The 21,040-nt window shown below is 46.9% G+C and carries 18 protein-coding genes; 10 read left to right on the forward strand and 8 right to left on the reverse strand.

The annotated features are described in order from the left end of the window. Positions 1-143: 143 nt before the first annotated feature. Positions 144-530, reverse strand: a complete 387-nt coding sequence (locus ASG33_RS10380) for a hypothetical protein (RefSeq protein WP_056284048.1) — start codon at positions 528-530, stop codon at positions 144-146. 246 nt (positions 531-776) lie between these two features. On the opposite strand from ASG33_RS10380, the gene ASG33_RS10385 reads away from it, so the two are divergent. The 3 genes from ASG33_RS10385 (at position 777) to alaS (ending at position 7,304) form a co-directional block, all read left to right on the forward strand. Then, positions 777-3,944 (forward strand): glycoside hydrolase family 9 protein, encoded by a 3,168-nt coding sequence (locus ASG33_RS10385; RefSeq protein WP_162242739.1) that lies wholly within the window; start codon positions 777-779, stop codon positions 3,942-3,944. A 108-nt stretch (positions 3,945-4,052) separates the two neighbouring features. Then, the gene (locus ASG33_RS10390) at positions 4,053-4,628 is read left to right on the forward strand and encodes an RNA polymerase sigma factor (protein WP_056284054.1); all 576 of its coding nucleotides are present in this window, start codon (positions 4,053-4,055) and stop codon (positions 4,626-4,628) included. A gap of 15 nt (positions 4,629-4,643) precedes the next feature. Next, positions 4,644-7,304, forward strand: coding sequence for an alanine--tRNA ligase (gene alaS / locus ASG33_RS10395; RefSeq protein WP_056284057.1), 2,661 nt, complete (start codon positions 4,644-4,646; stop codon positions 7,302-7,304). An 85-nt stretch (positions 7,305-7,389) separates the two neighbouring features. Here alaS and ASG33_RS10400 read toward each other — a convergent pair whose 3' ends face one another. Both ASG33_RS10400 and ASG33_RS10405 read right to left on the reverse strand, forming a co-directional pair. Beyond that, the gene (locus tag ASG33_RS10400; protein ID WP_056284061.1) at positions 7,390-7,872 is read right to left on the reverse strand and encodes a CHRD domain-containing protein; all 483 of its coding nucleotides are present in this window, start codon (positions 7,870-7,872) and stop codon (positions 7,390-7,392) included. 186 nt (positions 7,873-8,058) lie between these two features. Further along, positions 8,059-9,159, reverse strand: a complete 1,101-nt coding sequence (locus ASG33_RS10405; RefSeq protein ID WP_082489224.1) for a hypothetical protein — start codon at positions 9,157-9,159, stop codon at positions 8,059-8,061. Between the two features lie 208 nt (positions 9,160-9,367). Between ASG33_RS10405 and ASG33_RS10410 the strand changes: the two genes are divergently transcribed. Together ASG33_RS10410 and ASG33_RS10415 are read left to right on the forward strand one after the other, a co-directional pair. Further along, positions 9,368-9,628 (forward strand): hypothetical protein, encoded by a 261-nt coding sequence (locus ASG33_RS10410; protein ID WP_056284067.1) that lies wholly within the window; start codon positions 9,368-9,370, stop codon positions 9,626-9,628. Further along, positions 9,621-10,004 (forward strand): zeta toxin family protein, encoded by a 384-nt coding sequence (locus tag ASG33_RS10415; protein WP_056284069.1) that lies wholly within the window; start codon positions 9,621-9,623, stop codon positions 10,002-10,004. The genes ASG33_RS10410 and ASG33_RS10415 overlap by 8 nt, the downstream gene beginning before the upstream one ends. Here the strand turns inward: ASG33_RS10415 and ASG33_RS10420 are convergent. The 4 genes from ASG33_RS10420 to ASG33_RS10435 all read right to left on the reverse strand — a co-directional run bounded on the left by ASG33_RS10420 (position 9,999) and on the right by ASG33_RS10435 (position 13,731). Then, positions 9,999-11,819, reverse strand: coding sequence for an STN and carboxypeptidase regulatory-like domain-containing protein (locus ASG33_RS10420; protein WP_056284072.1), 1,821 nt, complete (start codon positions 11,817-11,819; stop codon positions 9,999-10,001). The two genes, ASG33_RS10415 and ASG33_RS10420, sit on opposite strands and share 6 nt — an antisense overlap. 15 nt (positions 11,820-11,834) lie before the next feature. After that, the gene (locus ASG33_RS10425) at positions 11,835-12,827 is read right to left on the reverse strand and encodes a FecR family protein (RefSeq protein ID WP_056284075.1); all 993 of its coding nucleotides are present in this window, start codon (positions 12,825-12,827) and stop codon (positions 11,835-11,837) included. A 6-nt stretch (positions 12,828-12,833) separates the two neighbouring features. After that, a complete protein-coding gene (locus ASG33_RS10430) occupies positions 12,834-13,403 on the reverse strand; it encodes an RNA polymerase sigma-70 factor (RefSeq protein WP_056284078.1) in 570 nt (189 codons plus the stop codon). Positions 13,404-13,506: 103 nt separating this feature from the next. Further along, positions 13,507-13,731: a hypothetical protein gene (locus ASG33_RS10435; protein ID WP_056284081.1), complete on the reverse strand. Its 225-nt coding sequence runs from the start codon at positions 13,729-13,731 to the stop codon at positions 13,507-13,509. 204 nt (positions 13,732-13,935) lie between these two features. Between ASG33_RS10435 and ASG33_RS10440 the strand changes: the two genes are divergently transcribed. Next, the gene (locus ASG33_RS10440) at positions 13,936-14,868 is read left to right on the forward strand and encodes a hydrogen peroxide-inducible genes activator (RefSeq protein WP_056284085.1); all 933 of its coding nucleotides are present in this window, start codon (positions 13,936-13,938) and stop codon (positions 14,866-14,868) included. A 68-nt stretch (positions 14,869-14,936) separates the two neighbouring features. On the opposite strand, the gene ASG33_RS10445 is transcribed toward ASG33_RS10440, so the two are convergent. After that, positions 14,937-16,658, reverse strand: a complete 1,722-nt coding sequence (locus ASG33_RS10445; RefSeq protein WP_056284087.1) for a DNA polymerase/3'-5' exonuclease PolX — start codon at positions 16,656-16,658, stop codon at positions 14,937-14,939. A gap of 234 nt (positions 16,659-16,892) precedes the next feature. On the opposite strand from ASG33_RS10445, the gene ASG33_RS10450 reads away from it, so the two are divergent. The 4 genes from ASG33_RS10450 (at position 16,893) to ASG33_RS10465 (ending at position 20,994) form a co-directional block, all read left to right on the forward strand. Continuing rightward, positions 16,893-18,161, forward strand: coding sequence for an AGE family epimerase/isomerase (locus ASG33_RS10450; protein ID WP_056284090.1), 1,269 nt, complete (start codon positions 16,893-16,895; stop codon positions 18,159-18,161). Positions 18,162-18,313: 152 nt separating this feature from the next. Next, positions 18,314-18,511, forward strand: coding sequence for a CsbD family protein (locus tag ASG33_RS10455; protein WP_056284092.1), 198 nt, complete (start codon positions 18,314-18,316; stop codon positions 18,509-18,511). Between the two features lie 102 nt (positions 18,512-18,613). Further along, positions 18,614-19,615, forward strand: a complete 1,002-nt coding sequence (locus ASG33_RS10460; RefSeq protein ID WP_056284095.1) for a 3-hydroxyacyl-CoA dehydrogenase family protein — start codon at positions 18,614-18,616, stop codon at positions 19,613-19,615. Positions 19,616-19,686: 71 nt separating this feature from the next. Continuing rightward, complete coding sequence (locus tag ASG33_RS10465; RefSeq protein ID WP_056284098.1) at positions 19,687-20,994, forward strand: cytochrome ubiquinol oxidase subunit I; 1,308 nt, start codon at positions 19,687-19,689, stop codon at positions 20,992-20,994. Positions 20,995-21,040: the final 46 nt, after the last annotated feature.

Genomic DNA, 21,040 nt, shown 5'->3' on the forward strand with positions numbered 1-21,040 from the left:
ATATACGTATTATGCCTTGACAGTAAAACCGATTTATTGAACTATACCAGGAAAAATCAGGAAGGATTGTACAGAAGTTTGTCAGCCAGGTGAATAAAAAAGGCAATTATCCGAAGAGTGCAGGATCGGGCACGGAAACCAGCTTAGTGGCTAGTAAAAATGAAGTAGAATAAAAAAAAAAGAAAAGTTACTGACATCAGAATCAGGATAATGCTTCTCGCAATAGAGTTATTGCCGGAAGCGTCTCCGGTGGATTTTTTTGCTTCACGGTCGCCGATTATATCCAGGGAGCTGCGGATTCTTCCCCATATAGAATTCACTTCCTGACTGGTCAGTGAATCCGGCCGCCAGTCTGATGCGATAAGTACGAGCTCACGGGCTTTTTCGACAGTTTCCTGCCTGGACGGATACTTAATAATCCAGTTCTCCCAAAACGAACGGATAGCCTGATCGTCAGGGAAACGCACCCAGCGAATGAAGAGGTTTTCCATCGCCAACTCCTCAGCCGATAACTCTGAAAACGGTTTCATTTTTGTAGCGCGTTAAAGTTTACAGCTTTGCAAAAGATTCAATCAGCGCAAGGTGTCTGTATTATTTCTCTGTTAAGCTTCTGATCAAAAAAGAGGCCTGTCAGCTGTTTATACTCACTGAAAAACGGTCATCTCCCACCAACCTGCACCAAACCGGTCGTGAAATGGCTGAAACTTTTTCCAACCAAAACATATATTCCGGCGCAGCTGTCAGTCATAACATTGATTGCACCAACCAACATGCTTATGAGACAGCTACTTTATTCAATTCTGGTGGTTTCAGTGTTGCAGCAAGCGGCGGCAGCGCAGAACAAACTACTCTGGGACGGGGAAAATACCGGCCCTGCAACTTGTACCACGGCTTACGGGTCGATACTGTCGGGCCCCGACGCGCACGAAGGCGATTATTACTTCCGGGCGGAACCCGATAATTCGCATTCTCCCCGCATTGCATTCAACTGCGCCGGCATGTGGCGGGCTGATATTTCGAGGTTTGACGAGCTTCGCTTTTATATTAAATCGAATCAACCCGAACAAACCACTTCCATTCGCTTTGCCACTTATTTCGCCAAGGGAAACTGGGTAGACCTGCAACCATACCTGCAAGGAGGCGGAGCTATTGGTACTGATTACCAGGAGGTAGTAGTTCCGTTAACCGCCCTGAAAACAGATACCTATAACCTTGGCTCCATTGAATTTCTTGAATTCGGGACAACGGCCGCTCAGGTAATGTTTTATGTTGATGATATCTCGCTTCGCGACCAAACTCCGCCCGGGATTAAATTTGAGCCCGTATCAAACCAAGTCGCCAAACTCCACATCAGCGAGCGGCCAGATAAGGAAACGTGCTATACCCTAGCTAATTACAGCGTCAGCAGCCCCACCGATCCGGATTATCAAAACGCCGCACATCCTGTTAAAATAGGTCGACATGCGTTTGTCACGGCCCTGACCCCACAGTCAGGAAGCGCTATCGTACAGCATGAGCTGTTTTTAATATTTGAAAAACCGCTAACAAATGGCGCCGCTTACACCTTGCAGGTTACGAAGCTCAAAGATCCTGCGGGCAATACAGGCACATTCGACACCACATTCACATTTTCGGATCAGGTAATGCTGGGAAACGTAAAGGTGAATCAGGTCGGATATCTGCCGAATAGCCCAAAGCTGGCTAAGCTCGGCAATTTTCTGGGAGATGCAGGGCCTCTTTCCATTGACACCATCAACCCGCCGGGTTTCAAGCTTTTTAATCAGCAAGACGAAGTTGTTTTTGCAGGAACAAGTAGTTTTCTGAAAATCGATTCGCTTTTTAGCGGTGAAATGGTCTTTGAGCTAGATTTTTCCTCATTCACTACGCCCGGCAAATACTATATATATGTGGCAGGTTTAGGCCGGTCAGAAAGTTTTGAGATTAAGACAGACATTTACGATGAAACCTACTTCCATACCGCCCGCGGACTATTTTTCCAGAGAGCCGGCACGCTGAACCAGGCAAACGCAGGAGAATGGGCGAGAAATGGTCTGCCCGGCGGAGAAGCTGAGATACACGCCAGCCATCTTAACTCGCCGCTTTACAACGACACAGACTTTGCTCCCGGAACCAAAATCCCGATGCAGGGCGGCTGGCTGGACGCGGGCGATTATGGAAGGTACGTTCCTACTGCCGCCAGTGCATTGTTCACCTTGTTTACCGCCTTTGAGCTCTATCCCAAGAAATTCCCTGATACGCACCTCAATATTCCTGAGAGCGGCAACCAGATCCCGGATATACTCGACGAAGCGAAATACGAATTGGACTGGCTGAAACAAATGCAGGCGCCGGACGGCGGTGTTTACTTCCGGGTTACCCCTGCATTATGGTCAACCGGAATGCCTGAGCAGGAGACGAAAACGCTTTTTGTTTCTGAAAAAACGACACAATCGACAGCTATGTTCGCGGCTGCAATGGCGATGGCTTACCGGAACCTGAAAAACTATTTTCCTGCCTACGCGGATTCCTGCCTTGAAAGAGCTACCAAAGCCTGGGCGTTTTTGGCTGCGCATCAGCAAGCGTCTGCACCAGTGAGTGTTCCGGGCATTTCAGCAGGCCCCTACCCTGATCCCGAAGACCGTGACAACCGCGCATGGGCGGCTGCAGAATTATATAAGGCGACTGGTCAGGCGGGATACAATACCGATTTCCTGAATTTGTACGCACAAATCCCGCACGAGTTCCATGCGACGATGAGCTGGCAGCAGCATACCATGAAAGCCGCGTGGGCTTATGCAACGACAAAGTTTGCTACTGATGGGACGATTGTCTCTGAGTTCAAGGAAAAGCTGGAAAGCGAAGTCCTGGCCAGCTATTACGACCGCACCATGAATATCCACGCCTACCGCGGCGCTTACCATCCTTTCAAGAATTATATAGGCTACGGTACATTCGGAATGGCACAGAGCTATGCATTTGATTACATTATGTTCAGCTATCTGCTTCAAAAACCCGAATTGCTGGATCTTGCCAAAATTCAGCTGGATATCTCGTTGGGCAACAATCCGCTATCTAAAACTTTCATTACTGGCATGGGCAAGAATAATCCGCGCCTTCCGCTGCATTGGTCGACTGCTACTAGCCAGTTTGCAGATCCTGTGCCTGGTGTACCTGTTTTTGGACCGGCAGCATCGCTGGTAATGAACCGCCCATCCAGCTTTGCCATTCAGGATTCGCTGAACAGATATCCTTACGGTTTCAAGAAAGAAGATCCTTATCCGGTGCTGAGAAGGTATACTGATGCGCGGGAGGCGGTTGAAATGTCGGAGTTTACGATTCAGGAAATGGCTGTGACTGCGGCTGCATTTGCGTTTTTCAGTTCCGTTGTAAATGTTGCGCTGCCTGTTCGGCTGGTCAGCTTTGAAGTACGTTCCGCAAAGTGCCGAACACACCTGGAATGGACGACCGCAGAAGAAACGAATGCGGATTATTTCGCCATTGAACGAAGTACCGACTCACGCAACTTCAAGGAGATCGGTAAGGTAAAAGCGGCGGGAGCAAGCAGTGTAGCTATCACTTATCAATTTTCTGATCCTGACCCGAAGCAAAAAAGCTACTATCGCCTGAGGCAAGTTGACTTTGACGGAAAAACAACCCTGTCAACAATACGCTTTGCCGCTCAGCAATGCGAGTCGGTGTTTGAGCTGGTCTATGTGGAACGCAATGTTTTCAGGCTGGCGGTAAAGCAGGCTGAAAATGCAAATGTCGAATTACTGACAGGCACACTTTACGACATTTCAGGTGCTGAAAAGCACTCTTTTAAGGTAAATACGGCTGGTAGTACCCACTTCCAAGGCAATGCCTTGCTTCCCGGAATTTACATTTTAAAGGTGCAAAATCAGTTAAACGAATCCGTATTTACCGAAAAATTGATCATATACTAACCTTGCACATTGGCTAATACCGCAGAATAACCCACGGTCCCATTCGCATTTCCTGGATGATCACCCAGTCAGATTTGTACCTAATTTGACCCGGCACACTAAACTACCATGGACTTGCATCAAGAATCTGACCTGTGTGAGGAAACACTGCTCGAGCTGGTAAAAGCAGACAGCGATTCTGCTTTTACCACCTTTTACATAGCCTATCACGACAAGATCTGCGGCTATGCGCATAAGCTTACCAAATCAAGGGAACAGGCGCAGGACATTGCGCAGGATGTTTTTTTGAAGATGTGGGAAAATAAAAAGAGCCTCGCGAAGGTGAAACATGTAAAAAGGTACCTGTTCACGATCTGCCGGAACACTTCGCTGACCTTGCAGGCGCGTGCCGCTTGCGAGCAGCGCATCAGAGAACAGCTAAGTACTGAATATCAACCGTTCCAGGTAGAAGTTGAACAATCACCGCGCCAAGAAAAACAGGAGCTGCTACTTAAACTCGCCATTAAGCAGCTTCCTCCGAGGCGGCGCCGTATTTTCTGGCTGTGTAAAATAGAAGGAAAAAGTCACCGCGACGTCGCTGGAGAGTTGGGTGTGAGCCCTGGCACAATCAATGACCATATCGTGAAAGCGACGAGAGCAATCCGTAATTTTATTTACCTTTGCGGCTCATTTCAGGAGACTTAGTACAACAAATACACAATGACCTCGCATCAAATACGTCAGGCTTTTCTCGATTTTTTCCGCAGTAAGCAACACCTCATCGTGCCTTCGGCTCCCCTGGTAGCCAAAAACGATCCCACGCTGATGTTCAACAACTCGGGAATGGCGCAGTTTAAAGACTTTTTTTTAGGAAACGGAACACCGCCTTCAAGAAGAATTGCCGACACGCAGAAATGTCTGCGCGTATCTGGTAAACACAATGATTTAGAGGACGTCGGATTTGATACTTATCACCATACCATGTTCGAAATGCTCGGTAACTGGTCGTTTGGTGATTATTTCAAAAAAGAAGCGATCGCCTGGGCTTGGGAGCTTTTGACGGAGGTTTACAAATTGCCAAAGGACAGATTGTATGTCTCCGTTTTTGAAGGCGATGCCAGCGACGGTGTGCCTTTTGACCAGGAAGCCTGGGACTTGTGGAAGGGCATTGTTGGAGAAGACCGCATTATTCTTGGCAACAAAAAAGATAATTTTTGGGAAATGGGCGATACTGGCCCTTGTGGTCCGTGTTCCGAAATCCACGTTGATTTAAGAAGTGCGGCAGAAGTAGCAGAGGTTTCGGGCAAGTTGCTGGTGAATAACGACCATCCTCAGGTGGTTGAAATCTGGAACCTGGTTTTTATGCAGTTTGAGCGCAAGGCAGATGGTTCACTGATCCCGCTTCCTGCTACGCACGTCGACACCGGAATGGGCTTTGAGCGGCTTTGTATGGCGATCCAGCAAAAAACTTCCAATTACGATACGGATGTTTTCCAGAACACCATCCAGGTGCTGGAAACGCTCTCGGGTAAAAGGTACGGATCGGGCGAGGAGCCTTTTGCGGACATAGCAATGCGCGTGATTTCAGATCACATCCGCGCAGTCGCATTTGCGATTACCGACGGGCAGCTGCCTTCCAATGTAAAGGCCGGGTATGTAATCCGCAGGATTTTGCGCCGCGCAGTTCGCTACGGTTATTCTTACCTCGGCTTTCAGGAGCCATTTTTCTACAAGCTCGTTGCCGTTCTCGCTGATCAGTTCAAAGATGTTTTCACCGAACTGAAAGCGCAGGAAGAATTTGTAGCCAAGGTAATTCTGGAAGAAGAAAGAAGCTTTCTGCGTACACTTGAATCCGGACTGAAAAGACTTGATGTGATCACAGCTACATTAAAAAGCAAAGGCATCAATACGATTCCGGGCGATGAGGTTTTTGAACTCAGCGATACGTTCGGATTTCCGGTTGACCTTACTGCATTGATCGCGAGAGAAAAAGGATTGCTGATCGACGAGGCTGGCTTTCAGGACGCATTGGCGGAACAGAAAAAACGATCACGCCAGGATGCTGCCAAAGAAGCTACTGACTGGATTGAAGTAAGAGAAGCAGATGGTGTTGAATTCCTGGGCTATGATTTTGAAGAAACCCACAGTCACATCGTCAAATACAGAAAAGTAAAGACTAAAACCGGCGAAGAGTACCATATTGTACTCGACCGCACACCTTTTTACGCTGAAATGGGCGGACAAGTTGGTGATACAGGGGTACTTCTGGTAAATGGAGGCGACAAGGAAAATGGAGGAAGAAAGATCAATATCGTTGATACCAAGAAAGAAAATGATCTTTTCGTTCACATTTCACGTGACAAGCAGCTGGATGAAGTTTTGCAGGATGCAGGTATTGTAACTGCAAGAATTGACAAATACCGTCGCGCCAAAATTGAATCCAATCACTCGGCAACCCACCTGATGCTGTCGGCTATGCGGGAAGTACTTGGCTCTCATGTGGGACAGAAGGGATCTTTCCTGAATGATGAGGTGCTGCGTTTTGACTTTTCACATTTCACCAAAGTAACAGACGAGGAACTCTCGAAAATAGAGGACCGCGTGAATGAAAAAATACGCGAAAATATCGCATTGGAAGAACGCCGCAATGTACCGATCCAGCAGGCGCTGAATGAAGGAGCTACTGCTACATTTGGTGAAAAATATGGCGATTTTGTAAGACTGATTATCTTCGATCCAACCTACTCCTTTGAACTGTGCGGAGGTACACACGTGCCTTCTACCGGTCAGATTGGCGTGTTCAAGTTTACTTCCGAAGGTTCTGTGTCAGCAGGAGTTCGCCGTGTGGAGGCGGTTACAGGTGAAAAAGCACTGGAACTGATGCGTGCTCAGGAAGCTGTTTTGAACAAAATTAAAGACCTGCTCAAAAATCCGACAGACCTGGTAAAAGCAGTGGAAGGGTTACTTGACGAGCGTACTGCATTGCAGAAGAAAATTACGAATCTCGAAAATGAGAAAATCCAGTCGCTTAAAGCTGCGCTCATTGAAAACATGGAGACGCACCGGACATTTAACCTCATTGTAGAAAAGGTAAGTGTTCCCTCGGCTGACTCGTTAAAGCAACTTTCATACGAGCTCCGCGACCAGGTCGAAAATCTGATTGCTGTTTTTGGTGCCGAGATCGCGGGTAAGCCTCAGCTTTCTGTTTTCATCGCAGAGAACATTGTGCAGGAGACCGGCCTGAATGCAGGTAAGATTGTGAAAGAGCTGGCGCAGGAAATTCGCGGTGGAGGTGGCGGTCAGCCATTTTTCGCAACTGCCGGCGGTTCTGACGCATCCGGACTGGACAATGCACTTGAAAAGGCCAAAGGATTGTTTTAAATAAAAAACATATCAATGCAAAAAGAGCGGATCTTAACAGATACCGCTCTTTTCTTGCAGCGTTTCTTTTCCGCAACGTTGAGTATTAATCTTCTGTTTTCAGCTGGCCGCGAATTTCTCCTGTTGGATATTTCACGGTGTGTATGTTCACGTAATACAATCCAGCCTTCAAGTCTGCAACCTGCGCCTCTGTCAACGTATCGACGAAAGCGGAAGGAGATTTAATGTCTTTTCCCAAATCAATCACCAGTGAACCTGTTGAATCTGCCGATGCCTTGTAGATAGCCCAGGCGGTTGGTGTAAACACAGAATCCGTCGCTGTTGAATCGGAAGTCGAGTCACTGTACATAATATTCAGTTTCAGGATCCTCGATTCCTGATCTAACACACCATCTACTGAACCGGTAGCTGTTGATGGATTAGCTGGTATTGCGTTTGCACCCGAAAGCGTAGTACTTACTTTCAGCTCAGGCAATACGGGAGTTGGGTCTGTTGTTTCGTCGTCATCCGTACACGCAGCAAACATTCCGCCGACCAGGAACACACCCAAAAATGCTAATTTTCTCATAGTCCTTTGTTTTGGTAAATAAATTGGTTTGACCGGAAAAGGTAAATAATGATACCCCCGTCCGGCCAAACCTACAAACAACTGGTTATGAGAAAATTACTATTTCGGCTGCAATTTGCAAGAATGTAGACAAGTGCTACCTTCTGCTGAATTTTACAACAATTTGGAGTAAGACCAGAAGGTTTACTATAAAATAAACTGTACACCCACATTAAATCCGATGTATACGCCCTGGAAATCCTCCGACTTCTTATTCTTCCAGAGGTATTTATTTACAAAGCTGAATTCTTCGCCGCGTTCGTGTGTCGCGTAGTTAACAGTCGGACCTGCAAAGATCTCAAAGCGGCTTCCTGCTTTGTATGCGGGCAAAATACGTATCGAATTCTTAAAAAAGTGGCCTCCGTCGAAGTCTGAAAGTGACTGGCTAACCGCTTCCACATTGATCCTGAACTGCGGTGCGAGTCCGATATGAGCGCCTAAACCCGCCTCTACTGCATACAGCGGTTTGTCATTGTCTTTGAGGTTATACCCTACTCCCGCGATTCCGTATAAAACCCTCCCTCCCGACCGGAATGACGCAATGCCCGTCATGGATTCGTCCAATGTGAATGTAATGGATTTCTCTCCGTTTTTGATGAAGTTGAACAATGCAATGGGATAGTCGCTGCTGTCGGCGATGTTGATCAAACCGGCTAACTGGATACCTTTTACTTTCTTCGCGATGTTCATAAAACCGGAGATTTGTGCATTGGTGTTACCAGCCTTGTTGAGAAAGCCGGCTACCTGCGCCCCCTGCGCACTGTCTTTAACGATGTTGGTAAAACCCGCGATCTGCACGGAGTTCGAGGTGCCGGTCAGGTTCATAAACCCGGCAATTTGCGCACCTTCTGCCCTTTCTTTGATCACATTGGAAAATCCCGCGATCTGCATTCCCTGCGCAGACTGACCGATGATATTAACCGCCCCGGCGATCTGGGCTCCATGTGCAGAGCCGCCGATGAGGTTGGCTGCGCCTGCGATTTGGGTCCCTTTCGCCTCTTTTTTGATCACATTGGCTGCACCGGCAACTGCTGCACCGGTTTCATTCCTGGACAAGCCAGCGATCGCATGCAATGAAAAGCGGTTGGTATACTCGGCAGCACGCTGCCCATTTGAACTGATCGGATATATAAGCCCTGCGTGAATGAGGGAAGTAGTGTCTTTTTGCGCGAATGCGTTTGTTGAGAAAGTAATAACTGAAATTACTGTTACCAAAATTTTGAACAGTATTGCGAATGGAGTTTTCATAGTAATGTATTTAAACAGATGATTCAAATACATACAGCCAGTCGCGATCAATTCAATTGCAGGCCTTCAATGCTCTCTCGCCGCCGTATGTACAACACTGACAACACGAATGCGGCTAACCCTAAAAATTTGAGTGATTTTTTTTCTATTTACGCCATCAGTTAGATATATTCAACCTAAGTTCTTTCAGATAAATCACTATCCACTCATGAAACACACAGACGAAACAAAGCTGAACCTCGGGATCGAAGAGCTTAGATTGAAGACTCTGGAATCGGGATCGGTATTCATGATATGGGATGCTGAATTTGCTGAAAATGGCTTTATTCACGAATATCCGAATGGTTCAATGAAGCTGATGCAACTCAGCGCAGACGAACGCTACCCAATTGAAATAAGAACCTTGACATTACCCGAAGCAGCTCAGATCAGAGAGAAACACGGTATACCGGGCGTGCTTTATGCCTGAACTTTTTGTAATTACCGGTCCTAACGGAGCCGGAAAATCTGTCCTTAGCACTAGCCTATTACCTGACCATGTAGATCTCGAAGTGTTTGATGGCGATAAGACCTTCTATCAATTCGTCGATCAGTTTTACAGGGCATTTAAAGTTTCTAAATATGCCAAAGAGAAGGCAGGAGAAGAGTTGGCGCGGACTTTTGACAAACTTGTAGAAGAAGCTATTTCGGCCGGCGCAGATTTCGCTTATGAAGGACATTTTAGCGAAGCAACTTCATGGCGAATCATTGAGCGGTTCAGAAATGTTGGATATAAGATTCACTTCAAAAGAACTCACTCCAAATATTTTCAGGAAAATAGAAGATTGCAGTTAATCCTTTTATAACCGCCCATAACGCCAGCTGATGCCGCCCTGCCAGCCTAGCCAGGATGTGACTTTGTTGCTTATTTTGGTAGAAGGATACCCGGAAGGTGGAAAGGATTTGTAGCCGGGTTTGCTCTCTCTTAAATCGTTGTAATAAAATGAATAAGCCGGACCGGCGAAGATAACTATCCGCTTGGAGGGCTTCCAGGTAGCAGCGACCTGCAAACGGTGCATCACAGGCGTATTCTCCCAGTCACCCTGGAACATGTTCAAACTCATGAGCTCGGTAAAAAAGCCCACTTTTCTAAATGGAAAGAACTCTTTTCCAAAGCCGGCGCCAAACTGGTACGTCCTTTTTTCGGCACCGGCATCCGTTCCGGCAGTGAGAATACTGTAAAACCGGTGCGTCCCCATTTTCCAGGCAACGTTGAATGGCGTCGTCTCCATTGCAAAAACCGAAATATTGGATGTGCTTTTCCGGATGATGTTGATCAGCCCGAAACTTGCACCGGACGAACTATCCGCCACATTGATTATACCCAGCTGAAATCCTTTCAGGTTTTTGGCATAGTTGAACGTACCCAGCTGCATGCCGCGCAGTTCCTCACGGGCGATGTTCAAACCTCCGGTGATTTGCATTCCGACCATTGTTTTTTTTGCAAGATTGGCAGCTCCGGTTATCTGCACGCCATTAAAGTTTTCCGATGCCTGGTTGTAAGCGCCGGAAATTTGTGCACCGCTGCCCTGTCCTTTAAGGAGGTTAAGTGCGCCCGCTACCTGCGCGCCGCTCATGCCTTCACCGCCGCGGCTGAGGAAACCGCTGACCTGAACACCTGCTATTTGCTTTTTAACAATCCCGCTAAACCCTGATACCTGAACGCCGCTGAGTGAGTCGATAATCTGGTTGTGAAAACCTGCCACCTGCACACCGTCTACTTTGCCCGATACCACATTGAACACGCCCGCGATCTGCACATATCGCACATCCTGCCGCGAGATATTGAAACCGCCCGCAATCTCCGCGCCATTCACACCGGCAGTATATCCACCTAAAATGTTGAGCGAAAACTTATTAACAACCTGCGGACTCATCCTTCCGTGTGTTCCCAAACCCGGCGTCAGGGAAGCCTGATAAGGAAGTGCGACGAAAAACCGGCTGATATTTCGGCTCTGCATACGTGTTTTAGCCGAGAGGAACAACCTTCCCAGCCAGGTTGATTCTCCTTCTGAGTAACGCACGATCAACGGATCCAGCTCCACGGCTTTTTGATTAATCAATACCCGCATTTCTGTCTTTCCAGGATTGTCAAACACGATCGTAGTGTCCGCATAACCTACCTTGCTCACTACCACATGCACCGGAAACGCACGTTCTCTGACCTTCAAACGAAAGTGTCCATCATCTTCCGACATGGTAGAAATCAGCAGTTGCCGCGAGTAAACACTCGCATAATCCACTGGTGCATTGGTTTCCTGGTCAACAATGTAGCCCGTCAAAACCATCGTTCTATCCCTTGCCGCTGGAAGTATGATCAGGTAATCTCCCTTTTCCTTGTACTGATACTTGTCTCCAAAAAGCTGAAAAAGAACGTCGCTCACGGATTTCCGGGTTACATTCAGACTTACCAGACTGTCGCCGGAAATGATATTGCTGTTGTATGAAAAGTAAAAATTACCCTGGACACCAATCATCTTTAAAACCTCGGAAACCGGTTGCCCTTTCACAGAAATGGCAACCGGTTTGTTAAGTAATTGCTGGGCAAAGCTTGTAAGAGGAACTACAATAAGGACGATGGCCAGCCGTAAAGCACGAATGAAGCTAGAAGTCAAAATCATTCCGAAAGATAAGGGCTATTTCAAAATGATCTGCTTTTCCTTAGTTTGCGCGTCGATCCTGAAAGTTTCGCTGATTACAGCAATGATATCTTCCAGTGATTTCTGCTCAAAGGTGGTATTGATAGCCAGATTTCGGATTTTCTCGTTTTCAATTACAATATCAGCATCATAAGCCTCATTCAGGATTTCAACCAGGCGCCAGAGCGGCGTATCGTTGCAGACGAGCTTGTTGGTACGGTAGTATTTGTAAAACTCATCGCCGGATTGTTGCTTCACCAAATCCTTCGTATCGTGAGATGCAGTCGCTTTTTCCCTGGGCTTCACCCTGATCTTCTTCGCATGCTGCGCCACTTCCACCAGTCCGGTTTCCACGATTACTTCGGTTTGCTTCGCATTGTCTTTTACATTGAATGAAGTCCCTACTACCCGCACTTTCACATTATTGACGGAGATAATGAAAGGCTTGCTTTTGTCTGGCTGTACATCAAAAAATGCCTCTCCCGACAATGCTACCTGTCTTGTTCCGCCATTGAATTCTTTTGGATAAGTGATAGAAGATTTGCGGTTTAAAGTCACCACAGAGCCATCTGGTAAAGTATCCGTCAGGGTTTGTTCACCCGAAGTTATCGTGATTTGCCGGCTTTGATGCTGGTTTTCAACCAACAGATAAGTAAGCCAGCCAGCACAAGCCGCGAATAGGATACTCGCTGCAATCCTGAACAGTGAAAAGCCACGCTTTGAATGCAAAGGCACAACAGTAGCATACTCCTGCTGCTCCTTGTTCACGCGGTCTTTGAACCTTGCCCAGGCAGCATTTTCATCTACCCTGCTCACTAACTCCAGTTGTTTACTCTGGTTCCAGATCAGTTCAAAATGCTCAAAATAACGCAGGTTATCATCGCTGTCGGATAACCATTGATTGATTTCCATTTGTTCGGCGACCGTGGCTTCATCAAGCAGCGACTTGACGAGCAGATCATCTATGGGCCGGTCTAATTCTTGTTTCATGATGGGTTAACTAAGAAAAAATATAAGGAATGATGCTGGCAGAAAATCGACCAGTTTTAGTCTTAAAAGCCGCAATGCTTTGCCCATTTGATTTTCCACGGTTTTAACGGGCAGGTCCAGCCGCTCGGCTATTTCTTGGTATTTGAGTTCTTCAAAGCGGGACATCTGGAAAATCGTCCTGCATTTTTCGGGTAGCTCCTTTAATGCAGTATCCAGTCTGCGTTCCAGTTCTGCAAGTTCAATACCGTGAGATGCATTGTCGGTATGGTCCATTTGGTGGATCGCGTAGCTTTGATAAGCGTCACGCACCTTCAAGTGCTTGATATAGTTCAGACTTTCGTGGTAGACGGAACGATACAGATAGCCGCTGAGCGATTCGCGGATTTCAAGCTGCTCCGCCTTTTCCCAAAGCCGGCAAAAGACATTCTGTACCATTTCTTCTGCCATGAAATCATCCCGGAGTATCGTGCAGGCATAAGCATGAAGTCCTTTAAAGTGTTTTTTGAAAATCCGCTCAAATTCCGACTCCCGGTCCCTGCTCAGAATTGTTGCATGATCGGCTATGGCTGCATCCATCGCATTGATTGATTTTATAATAGAAAAGCGCCCGACTTGGGTTGTTCATTGGAATGACAACCAGCCGGGCGCTTACCCTAATTTTCAGGAAAGAATATGTTACCTAGTTCTTCTTTGCCTTTGTTGAATCTGCTTTGTTTGATTTATAGCGTTTATCAGGCGTTCCGTCCTTTTTTAATTTTTTATTCTCCGCATACCTTTTGTCTGGTGTCCCATCTTTTTTGGTTTTAACAGCCGTTTTGTCTTTGTCCTGAACGGTCGTTTGTGCAATTACTGGAGCGGTTAGTGCCAGAAAGGCAAGCATCATGAGCACTTTGAGATTTTTCATAGTTTGAAATTTAAAGTGAGCGATAGTTTCGAAAAGCGAATTTAGAAGAGTAAGCGAGAAAATCGCGCCGGAAATCGCGATATATGAAAATTTAATAAAGCTTTAATACTACTCACAAACAGATCAACAATGTTGATGAGAGTGGGTTTCATATAAGCAAAATCTATTTTTTATCTTCGCAGGATAGATTGGGATTTAGAACTTATGAACATTCAACAGCTGGAATATATCGTTGCGGTTGACAATTACCGGCATTTTGTGCAGGCGGCAGAACATTGTAATGTAACGCAGCCCACTTTGTCGATGATGATCAGAAAGCTGGAAGAAGAACTTTCAGTGAAGATTTTCGATCGTACCAAACAGCCCATTGTACCCACCGGAATCGGCCGCGAGATTATTGATCAGGCGAAGACCATTCTGCGTGAAACTTCGCGAATGAATGAAATTGCCAAGCATTTCAACGGCGATCTTTCCGGGGAGTTGCGTGTAGGTGTGATCCCGACCATTGCACCTTACCTGCTTCCGCATTTTGTCAATCCATTTATTGCTGAATATCCCGACATCAAACTGCACGTTTCGGAAATGATCACGGAGAAGATTATCTCCGAACTGAAAATGGGCAATCTGGATGTAGGTATCATCGCTTCGCTGTCGGAAGAAAGCAGCTTGCAGGAGCTGCCTCTATATAAGGAGCGCTTTTTCGCATTTGTTTCTGAAAACACCGACCTGTACAACAAGCAGTACATTTTACCTACGGATATAGAACCCAATGAACTCTGGCTGCTGGAAGAGGGACATTGTTTCAGGACGCAGATCCAGCGCCTGTGTGAACTAAGCCGGAACAGTCAGTTTGGCAGCAGTTTCAGCTATCGCTCCGGCAGTATGGAAACCTTGATCAGAATGGTCGAACGAAATGGCGGGATCACGATTTTGCCTGAAATGACAGTGATGGAGCTTTCCGAAGAACGCAAAAAACACATTCGCCACTTCCGCTTCCCCGAACCAGCACGCGAAGTCGGCCTGATCGTCAACCGTGAACAAATGAAAACAAGGCTGATAGATGCATTAAAGCAAGGAATCATCAACCACCTCCCAGCCGAAATTTACCAGCAGGAACATGTTTTGAAGGTGTATTAGGAGTTTAGAGTTTATGAGTTTAGAGTTTGAGGTCTGAGGTTTGAAGTCTGAGGTTTGAAGTTCAAAATTTACGCCCTCACTCCTTCTCTTCTCTTCCTCAGATACTCCTCCATTTTCCCCAGGTCAAATGCATTAAACGTCATATCCTTTGTTAACCCGCCTTTTCTGGCGTTGGCTACTCCGTAGTGCATATCCTGGTAGCCTTCCATGGCGTGGGCGTCGGGATTGATGCTAAGTAACACTCCCTTTTCCATGCAATAGGAAATCCAGCGCCAGTCGATGTCCAGCCGCCAGGGCGATGCATTGATCTCTATCACCACCTGGTTTGCGGCGCAGGCATCTATAATTACTTTGTGGTCAATGGGATAACCTTCTCGTGACAGCAGCAGTCGGCCTGTTGGGTGACCGAGTATCGTGGTATATGGATTTTCAATGGCTTTCAGCAGCCGCGTCGTCGCCTTCTCCTGTGACATCGTCAGGTTACTGTGCACAGAGGCAACAATGTAATCAAAGGATGCAAGTATATCCGTCGGGTAATCGAGAGAACCGTCGCCGAGGATATCGGATTCAATGCCTTTTAGTATTTTGAATGGTTTGGCTGGATTTTCAGCAGCAAAGCGAGCATTCAGTTTTTCGATTTCCTGGTGCTGGCTGATTACCTGTTCAATGCTAAGTCCCTGAGCATAAACCGCCGTTTGCGAGTGATCGGCAATGCCGAGGTACTCAAACCCCAGGTCACGACAGTGCACCGCCATTTGCTCCAAAGTATGCTGACCGTCAGAGAAAGTACTGTGGTTATGAAGGATACCGCGAAGATCGTCCCATGTTACCAGCTCTTCGGTCTTGTGCTTTTCGGCCCAGATGAATTCCTCGGCTCCTTCGCGCATTTCGGGTACTATATAAGGAAAGCCTGCTTTCTCGTAAATGGCTGCTTCGGAATCCGCACTTTCGTAATAAGCCTGCCGCCAGATGGAAGTACCGGAAGCATTTTGAAAGCCCAGATGTTCTGCATCAGCTGTTTCGAGAAACAGCTCGTTAATTGCGCGTTCAGGTTTTACGGCTACGATTTCAACTGCCACCGCCACATCCTGCACATTACCCCGCCAGACGAATGGAGAAGATTGCTTTTCATTTTGCACGAGCCAGTCAATTTCGCCAATTGTATTATGTAACAAAGCCGGCGAATCGGTCACTGCCAAAATGCGGATCGTATCTACAATCTCGGACTTGCGGCGAATATCCCCGGCTGCTTCTACCGGCTCAAACGTTTTCCTTAACTCGGCAATGATCGCATTGGCCACCGCTTCCGCCTTATCCATTCTAAGCTTCCCGGCCTGATCTTTCAGGAAAGCGAGCGAGTCGAGTATCTTTTGCTGGATACTACCCCCAAAACCTTTCAGCTTCGCAACAGCCCCATTGAGGCACGCAAGTTCCAGTTCGTGCAGGTTATCAATGCCGAGCTCTTTCCAGAGTACTGCGATTTTTTTAGGACCAATTCCCTTGATATTGAACATCTCCATTACCCCCAGCGGCGTGTTGCTGATGAGTTCTTCCAGCTCGGGGAATGTGCCTGTGCGGGCAATCTGCGCGATTTTAGCCGCAGTACTTTTTCCGACGCCCTGTAATTTGGTGAGTTCAGCCTCGCTCATGTTCCGCAGCTCACCTTCCTTGTATTTGTCAAGGTAAAATGCAGCTACCGAATAGCCTTTGATTTTGAACGGATCTGCACCGTGCAGTTCGAGCAATTTGGCAGTAAGTTCAAGGATCTCGACGATTTCGGAGTTGCTCATAGGAAGTATATCAAAAGAATGTTCTGCGAATTAAAAAGTATGTACCAGCATTTGCAAATCAATTGCTGCTTACCTCTCCGTCGAATGCACCTCAGTAGTTATTTTATCGGTCTGACTTACCTAGTAGATCTGGCCTGCGCGGGGTAATGGGTTGTTTTAATACAATAAATTCCGGCAGATAGCCCATTTGAACAAAACAGCAGTTAAATCAAAAAACTTACCTTTTTATACCCGATGAACATTGAACAATTAAAAAGCTACCGAGCCGAAATCCACAACCACTTAATGAACGAACTTTTGCCATTTTGGGAAAACAGGTGTGTTGACAAAGAAAATGGCGGTTTTATCACACACTTCGACAATGCAGGAAATGACTCAGGTGAAGATGAAAAATCATTAATCGCGCAAACTCGGACCGTTTTCACATTCTCGTCTGCACACCGGGCCGGCTACGGTGAGGGAAGATACGTCGAAATAGCCAGGCACGGCGTCGATTTCCTGATTGATAAAATGTGGGACAAGGAACATGGCGGTTTTTACTGGTTAATGGACCGTAAAGGCAATGTAAAGATCGACGAAAAGATCATTTATGGTCATAGTTTCGCCATGTACAGTCTTGCCGAGTACACGCTTGCAACCGGTGACCCGCGCGGACTGGAATATGCTGAGAAGGTATTTGACCTGCTTCAAAAACATGGTGCGGATACTTACTATGGCGGATACTTCGAAATGTTCCACCGCAACTGGGATCTGAAAGGTCCGGGCCCGGCAGGCGGCGACCGCAAGACGCTCGATGCGCACATGCATTTAATGGAAGCGTTTACAACTTTATATGAAGCAAGCCAGCAGCAGGTACACAAACGCAAGCTGTTGGAAATTATACAATTGCTGATCAACAAGATCATGCACCCGGTTTATAAAACGGGTATTCCGCAATTCTGGGCAGATTGGACGGTGGCCCCGCAGATCAAATTCGACATTATCTGGGGTTGGGACCGGTTTAGTGAAGATGGTATGAAGAGCTCCGCGGAAGATAATACAAGCTACGGACATAATGTAGAGTTTGCGTGGCTGCTGATGCATGCGCTGGATATTGCCGGCATTTCTTACGATGATTACCGGGAACAACTACTGGCGTCCTTCGATCACGCGGTAGAGCATGGTATCGACTGGGAATTTGGCGGAGTGTATGTGGAAGGCTCGCACGCTGGCGAGGTTTACGATCGGGAAAAAGAATTTTGGCAGCAGGCAGAAGTCATTATCGGAATGCTGGATGCATACCGTGTCTATGGCGACGAAAAATACCTGAAAGCCTACGACGCAACCCATCGTTTTGTTTTTGACCACATGATCCATTCGGAAGTTGGCGAGTGGCTGCCGTTACTTACGCGACAGGGCGAGCCGATCTGGAAACACATGAGCCATTCGTGGAAGGTAAACTACCATTCAGTGCGCTCGATGGTCCAGGGTATCGTGCGTCTTGACAAGCTAATTCATTCCTGATCTTAGAAAAAATTGGACAGTTGCGGGAATTTCTTTCTCAAAACAAACTTTGAAAATGTGCCCTGACAAGTCTCAGGATGTTTGGTACAGTTCTTGAACCTGCTTTTTCAACTGACGTTAATAAGTATTTTTCAAACTAAATAACCAAAGTCATGAGTGCATTCACACAACAAGTAAAAGGAAACTGGAACGAGATTAAAGGAAAATTCAAGCAGCAATATGCAGATTTGACTGACGACGACCTGTTGTACGAAGATGGAAAAGAAGATGAACTTCTTGGAAAACTTCAGAAGAAACTAGGTAAGACCAGAGAGGAAGTTGAATCAGAAGTGAACAGCTGGTCAAGATAGTTTTTTGAAACAGGTAAGAGCCCCGGGATCAATGATTCCGGGGCTTTTTTCGTATATAGCAGTTTTAAAAACAGACATTAAAGTACCTAAACTCTGCTGTTTATGAACACGAATGAAATACCCGTCGGCATTGTCGGACTGGGTTTAATGGGTTGCAGCATTGTAACCTGCTTGCTGATCGCGGGACATCAGGTCGCCGCGGTAGCACCGCTGAGTGCAGATATGGATCATGCCGAAAGAAGGATCAGGGAACATTTACAGAATTCCTGGGAGAATGGGCTGATCGAGAATGAGCCTGAATATTACCTCAGAAGGCTGATTATCACGGAAGATTACAGTGTGCTGCACCCTTGCAAACTCGTGAATGAGTGCACGATTGAAAATATTGACGTCAAAGGATCGGTTTACCAAAAGATTGAGGCGGTGATCAAACCCGATGCGATATTATCCAGCAACACGTCTGCCATTCCGATCAGCGAGTTACAAAAACTCACCCAGCACCCCGAGCGGTTTCTGGGCTTGCACTGGACAGAGCCGGCACATACCACACGTTTTCTGGAAATCATCTGCGGCGATCAGTCAGACATTAAATACGGCGAATACTTGTATGAACTTTCGCATGAATGGGGCAAAGAACCTATTCTGGTGCGGAAAGATATCGCCGGCTTTATAACTAACAGACTGATGTACGCGATGTACCGGGAGGCGATCAGCCTGGTCGAGAACGGGTATGCGACGATAGAAGATGTGGACCGCTCGTGCCGGAACAATGCGGGCTACTTCATGACAATGGTGGGAATTTTCCGCTGGATGGACCTTACCGGCGTGCCTGCCTATCATACCGTAATGAAAAACCTGTTGCCAACGCTGAATAACAGTACCGAAGTGCCTGAGCTTATTGATAAAGTAGTGCGTGAAGGCGGCAAAGGTATCCTCAACTCACATGGATTTTACGAGTACGAACCCGGCGAGGCAGCGGTTTGGGAAGAGACTTTCAAGGAATTTACGTACGAGATCAGGGAGTTGGCATTGAAATACCCCGCAGACATTGTGAAGCGCAGACTGGCCGAGAAAAATAAGTCTTCGGAATCGGAGGAGTCGTGATTCTTTTCAGCTGGAAGGCGGTAGTTAGGGGATACTTCACTAGCTTTGAAGCACCTTAATTTCTACTCCAAATGGACGATTTCATTGCTGCGAGATCCCAAATGGCCCTATCTCTGGGATTTCACATTATATTTTCCTGCATTGGTATGGTGATGCCATTTTTCATGGCAGTTGCTCACTTTTATTGGCTGCGGACTGGCGAACCTGTTTACAAGAATGTTACCAAAGCTTGGAGCAAAGGCGTCGCTATTTTCTTTGCAACGGGTGCAGTTTCGGGCACGGTGCTAAGTTTCGAGCTGGGGCTGCTCTGGCCGGAATTCATGAAGCATGCAGGACCCATTTTCGGAATGCCGTTTTCTCTGGAAGGAACGGCATTTTTTATTGAGGCGATTGCATTGGGCTTCTTTCTTTACGGCTGGGACAGGTTTAACAAATGGTTCCATTGGTTTACAGGCGTGATTGTCGGAGTAAGCGGCCTCGCATCGGGGATCCTGGTGGTAGCTGCAAATGCGTGGATGAACAGTCCCGCCGGGTTTGATTTTGTAAACGGACAGTACCTGAACATTGACCCGATCCAGGCGATGTTTAACAAAGCGTGGTTCTCGCAGGCGCTCCACATGACAATAGCTGCTTTTGTAGCCACGGGCTTTGCAGTTGCGGGTGTGCATGCATTGATGATCATGCGAGGTAACAATGTACTTTTCCATTCAAAATCATTTAAGATTGCAGCGATATTTGGCTGCGCAGCCGCCATTCTGCAACCACTCAGCGGCGACATTTCTGCAAAGGACGTAGCGGAGAGACAGCCTGCAAAGCTTGCCGCTATGGAAGCCCATTTCAAAACTGAAAAATCTGCTTCACTGATCCTCGGTGGAATTCCTGACGAAGAGGCCAAAGAAGTTAAGTATGCTATCAAGCTCCCTGGTTTTCTGAGCTTTCTCGCTCATGGCGATTTTGAGTCGGAAGTAACAGGTCTTGACAAGATCAAACCAGAAAACCATCCACCAGTCGCAACTACCCACTATGCTTTTCAAATTATGGTGGGAATGGGAATGGCGATGATGCTGATCTCGGCGATTTACTTTCTGGCTTTATGGAAAAAACGTGACTGGCTTGGTTCAAAATGGCTCTTGAAACTCTTCGTATTTGCCACTCCGCTGGGCTTCATCGCCGTAGAAGCAGGCTGGACAGTTACAGAAGTAGGTCGCCAACCCTGGATTATATACGAAGTAATGCGAACTGCCGACGCAGTAACTCCTATGCCAGGCATCGCCTATTCATTCTACCTATTCACAGCAGTTTACGCATCACTTGCAATGTTCGTGGCTTTCATGCTTTACAGGCAGATTAAGATGGTGGGAACGCTTTATGATAAATAAGGAGGAAAGGGAGGATGTTGATTTGCCCCCTTTCGTCCCTTTCCTC

The organism is Dyadobacter sp. Leaf189 (assembly GCF_001424405.1).
In the GTDB taxonomy this organism is placed as follows: domain Bacteria; phylum Bacteroidota; class Bacteroidia; order Cytophagales; family Spirosomataceae; genus Dyadobacter.

What these genes read in the sequence shown, in the direction of transcription:
- ASG33_RS10390 (WP_056284054.1), top strand. Translation starts at nt 4,053, where the DNA reads ATGGACTTGCATCAAGAATCTGACCTGTGTGAGGAAACACTGCTCGAG.
- ASG33_RS10435 (WP_056284081.1), bottom strand. Translation starts at nt 13,731, where the DNA reads ATGAAAAATCTCAAAGTGCTCATGATGCTTGCCTTTCTGGCACTAACC.
- ASG33_RS10380 (WP_056284048.1), bottom strand. Translation starts at nt 530, where the DNA reads ATGAAACCGTTTTCAGAGTTATCGGCTGAGGAGTTGGCGATGGAAAAC.
- ASG33_RS10405 (WP_082489224.1), bottom strand. Translation starts at nt 9,159, where the DNA reads ATGAAAACTCCATTCGCAATACTGTTCAAAATTTTGGTAACAGTAATT.
- ASG33_RS10425 (WP_056284075.1), bottom strand. Translation starts at nt 12,827, where the DNA reads ATGAAACAAGAATTAGACCGGCCCATAGATGATCTGCTCGTCAAGTCG.
- ASG33_RS10465 (WP_056284098.1), top strand. Translation starts at nt 19,687, where the DNA reads ATGGACGATTTCATTGCTGCGAGATCCCAAATGGCCCTATCTCTGGGA.
- ASG33_RS10415 (WP_056284069.1), top strand. Translation starts at nt 9,621, where the DNA reads ATGCCTGAACTTTTTGTAATTACCGGTCCTAACGGAGCCGGAAAATCT.
- ASG33_RS10440 (WP_056284085.1), top strand. Translation starts at nt 13,936, where the DNA reads ATGAACATTCAACAGCTGGAATATATCGTTGCGGTTGACAATTACCGG.
- ASG33_RS10400 (WP_056284061.1), bottom strand. Translation starts at nt 7,872, where the DNA reads ATGAGAAAATTAGCATTTTTGGGTGTGTTCCTGGTCGGCGGAATGTTT.
- ASG33_RS10430 (WP_056284078.1), bottom strand. Translation starts at nt 13,403, where the DNA reads ATGGATGCAGCCATAGCCGATCATGCAACAATTCTGAGCAGGGACCGG.
- ASG33_RS10455 (WP_056284092.1), top strand. Translation starts at nt 18,314, where the DNA reads ATGAGTGCATTCACACAACAAGTAAAAGGAAACTGGAACGAGATTAAA.
- ASG33_RS10445 (WP_056284087.1), bottom strand. Translation starts at nt 16,658, where the DNA reads ATGAGCAACTCCGAAATCGTCGAGATCCTTGAACTTACTGCCAAATTG.
- alaS (WP_056284057.1), top strand. Translation starts at nt 4,644, where the DNA reads ATGACCTCGCATCAAATACGTCAGGCTTTTCTCGATTTTTTCCGCAGT.
- ASG33_RS10420 (WP_056284072.1), bottom strand. Translation starts at nt 11,819, where the DNA reads ATGATTTTGACTTCTAGCTTCATTCGTGCTTTACGGCTGGCCATCGTC.
- ASG33_RS10460 (WP_056284095.1), top strand. Translation starts at nt 18,614, where the DNA reads ATGAACACGAATGAAATACCCGTCGGCATTGTCGGACTGGGTTTAATG.
- ASG33_RS10410 (WP_056284067.1), top strand. Translation starts at nt 9,368, where the DNA reads ATGAAACACACAGACGAAACAAAGCTGAACCTCGGGATCGAAGAGCTT.
- ASG33_RS10450 (WP_056284090.1), top strand. Translation starts at nt 16,893, where the DNA reads ATGAACATTGAACAATTAAAAAGCTACCGAGCCGAAATCCACAACCAC.
- ASG33_RS10385 (WP_162242739.1), top strand. Translation starts at nt 777, where the DNA reads ATGAGACAGCTACTTTATTCAATTCTGGTGGTTTCAGTGTTGCAGCAA.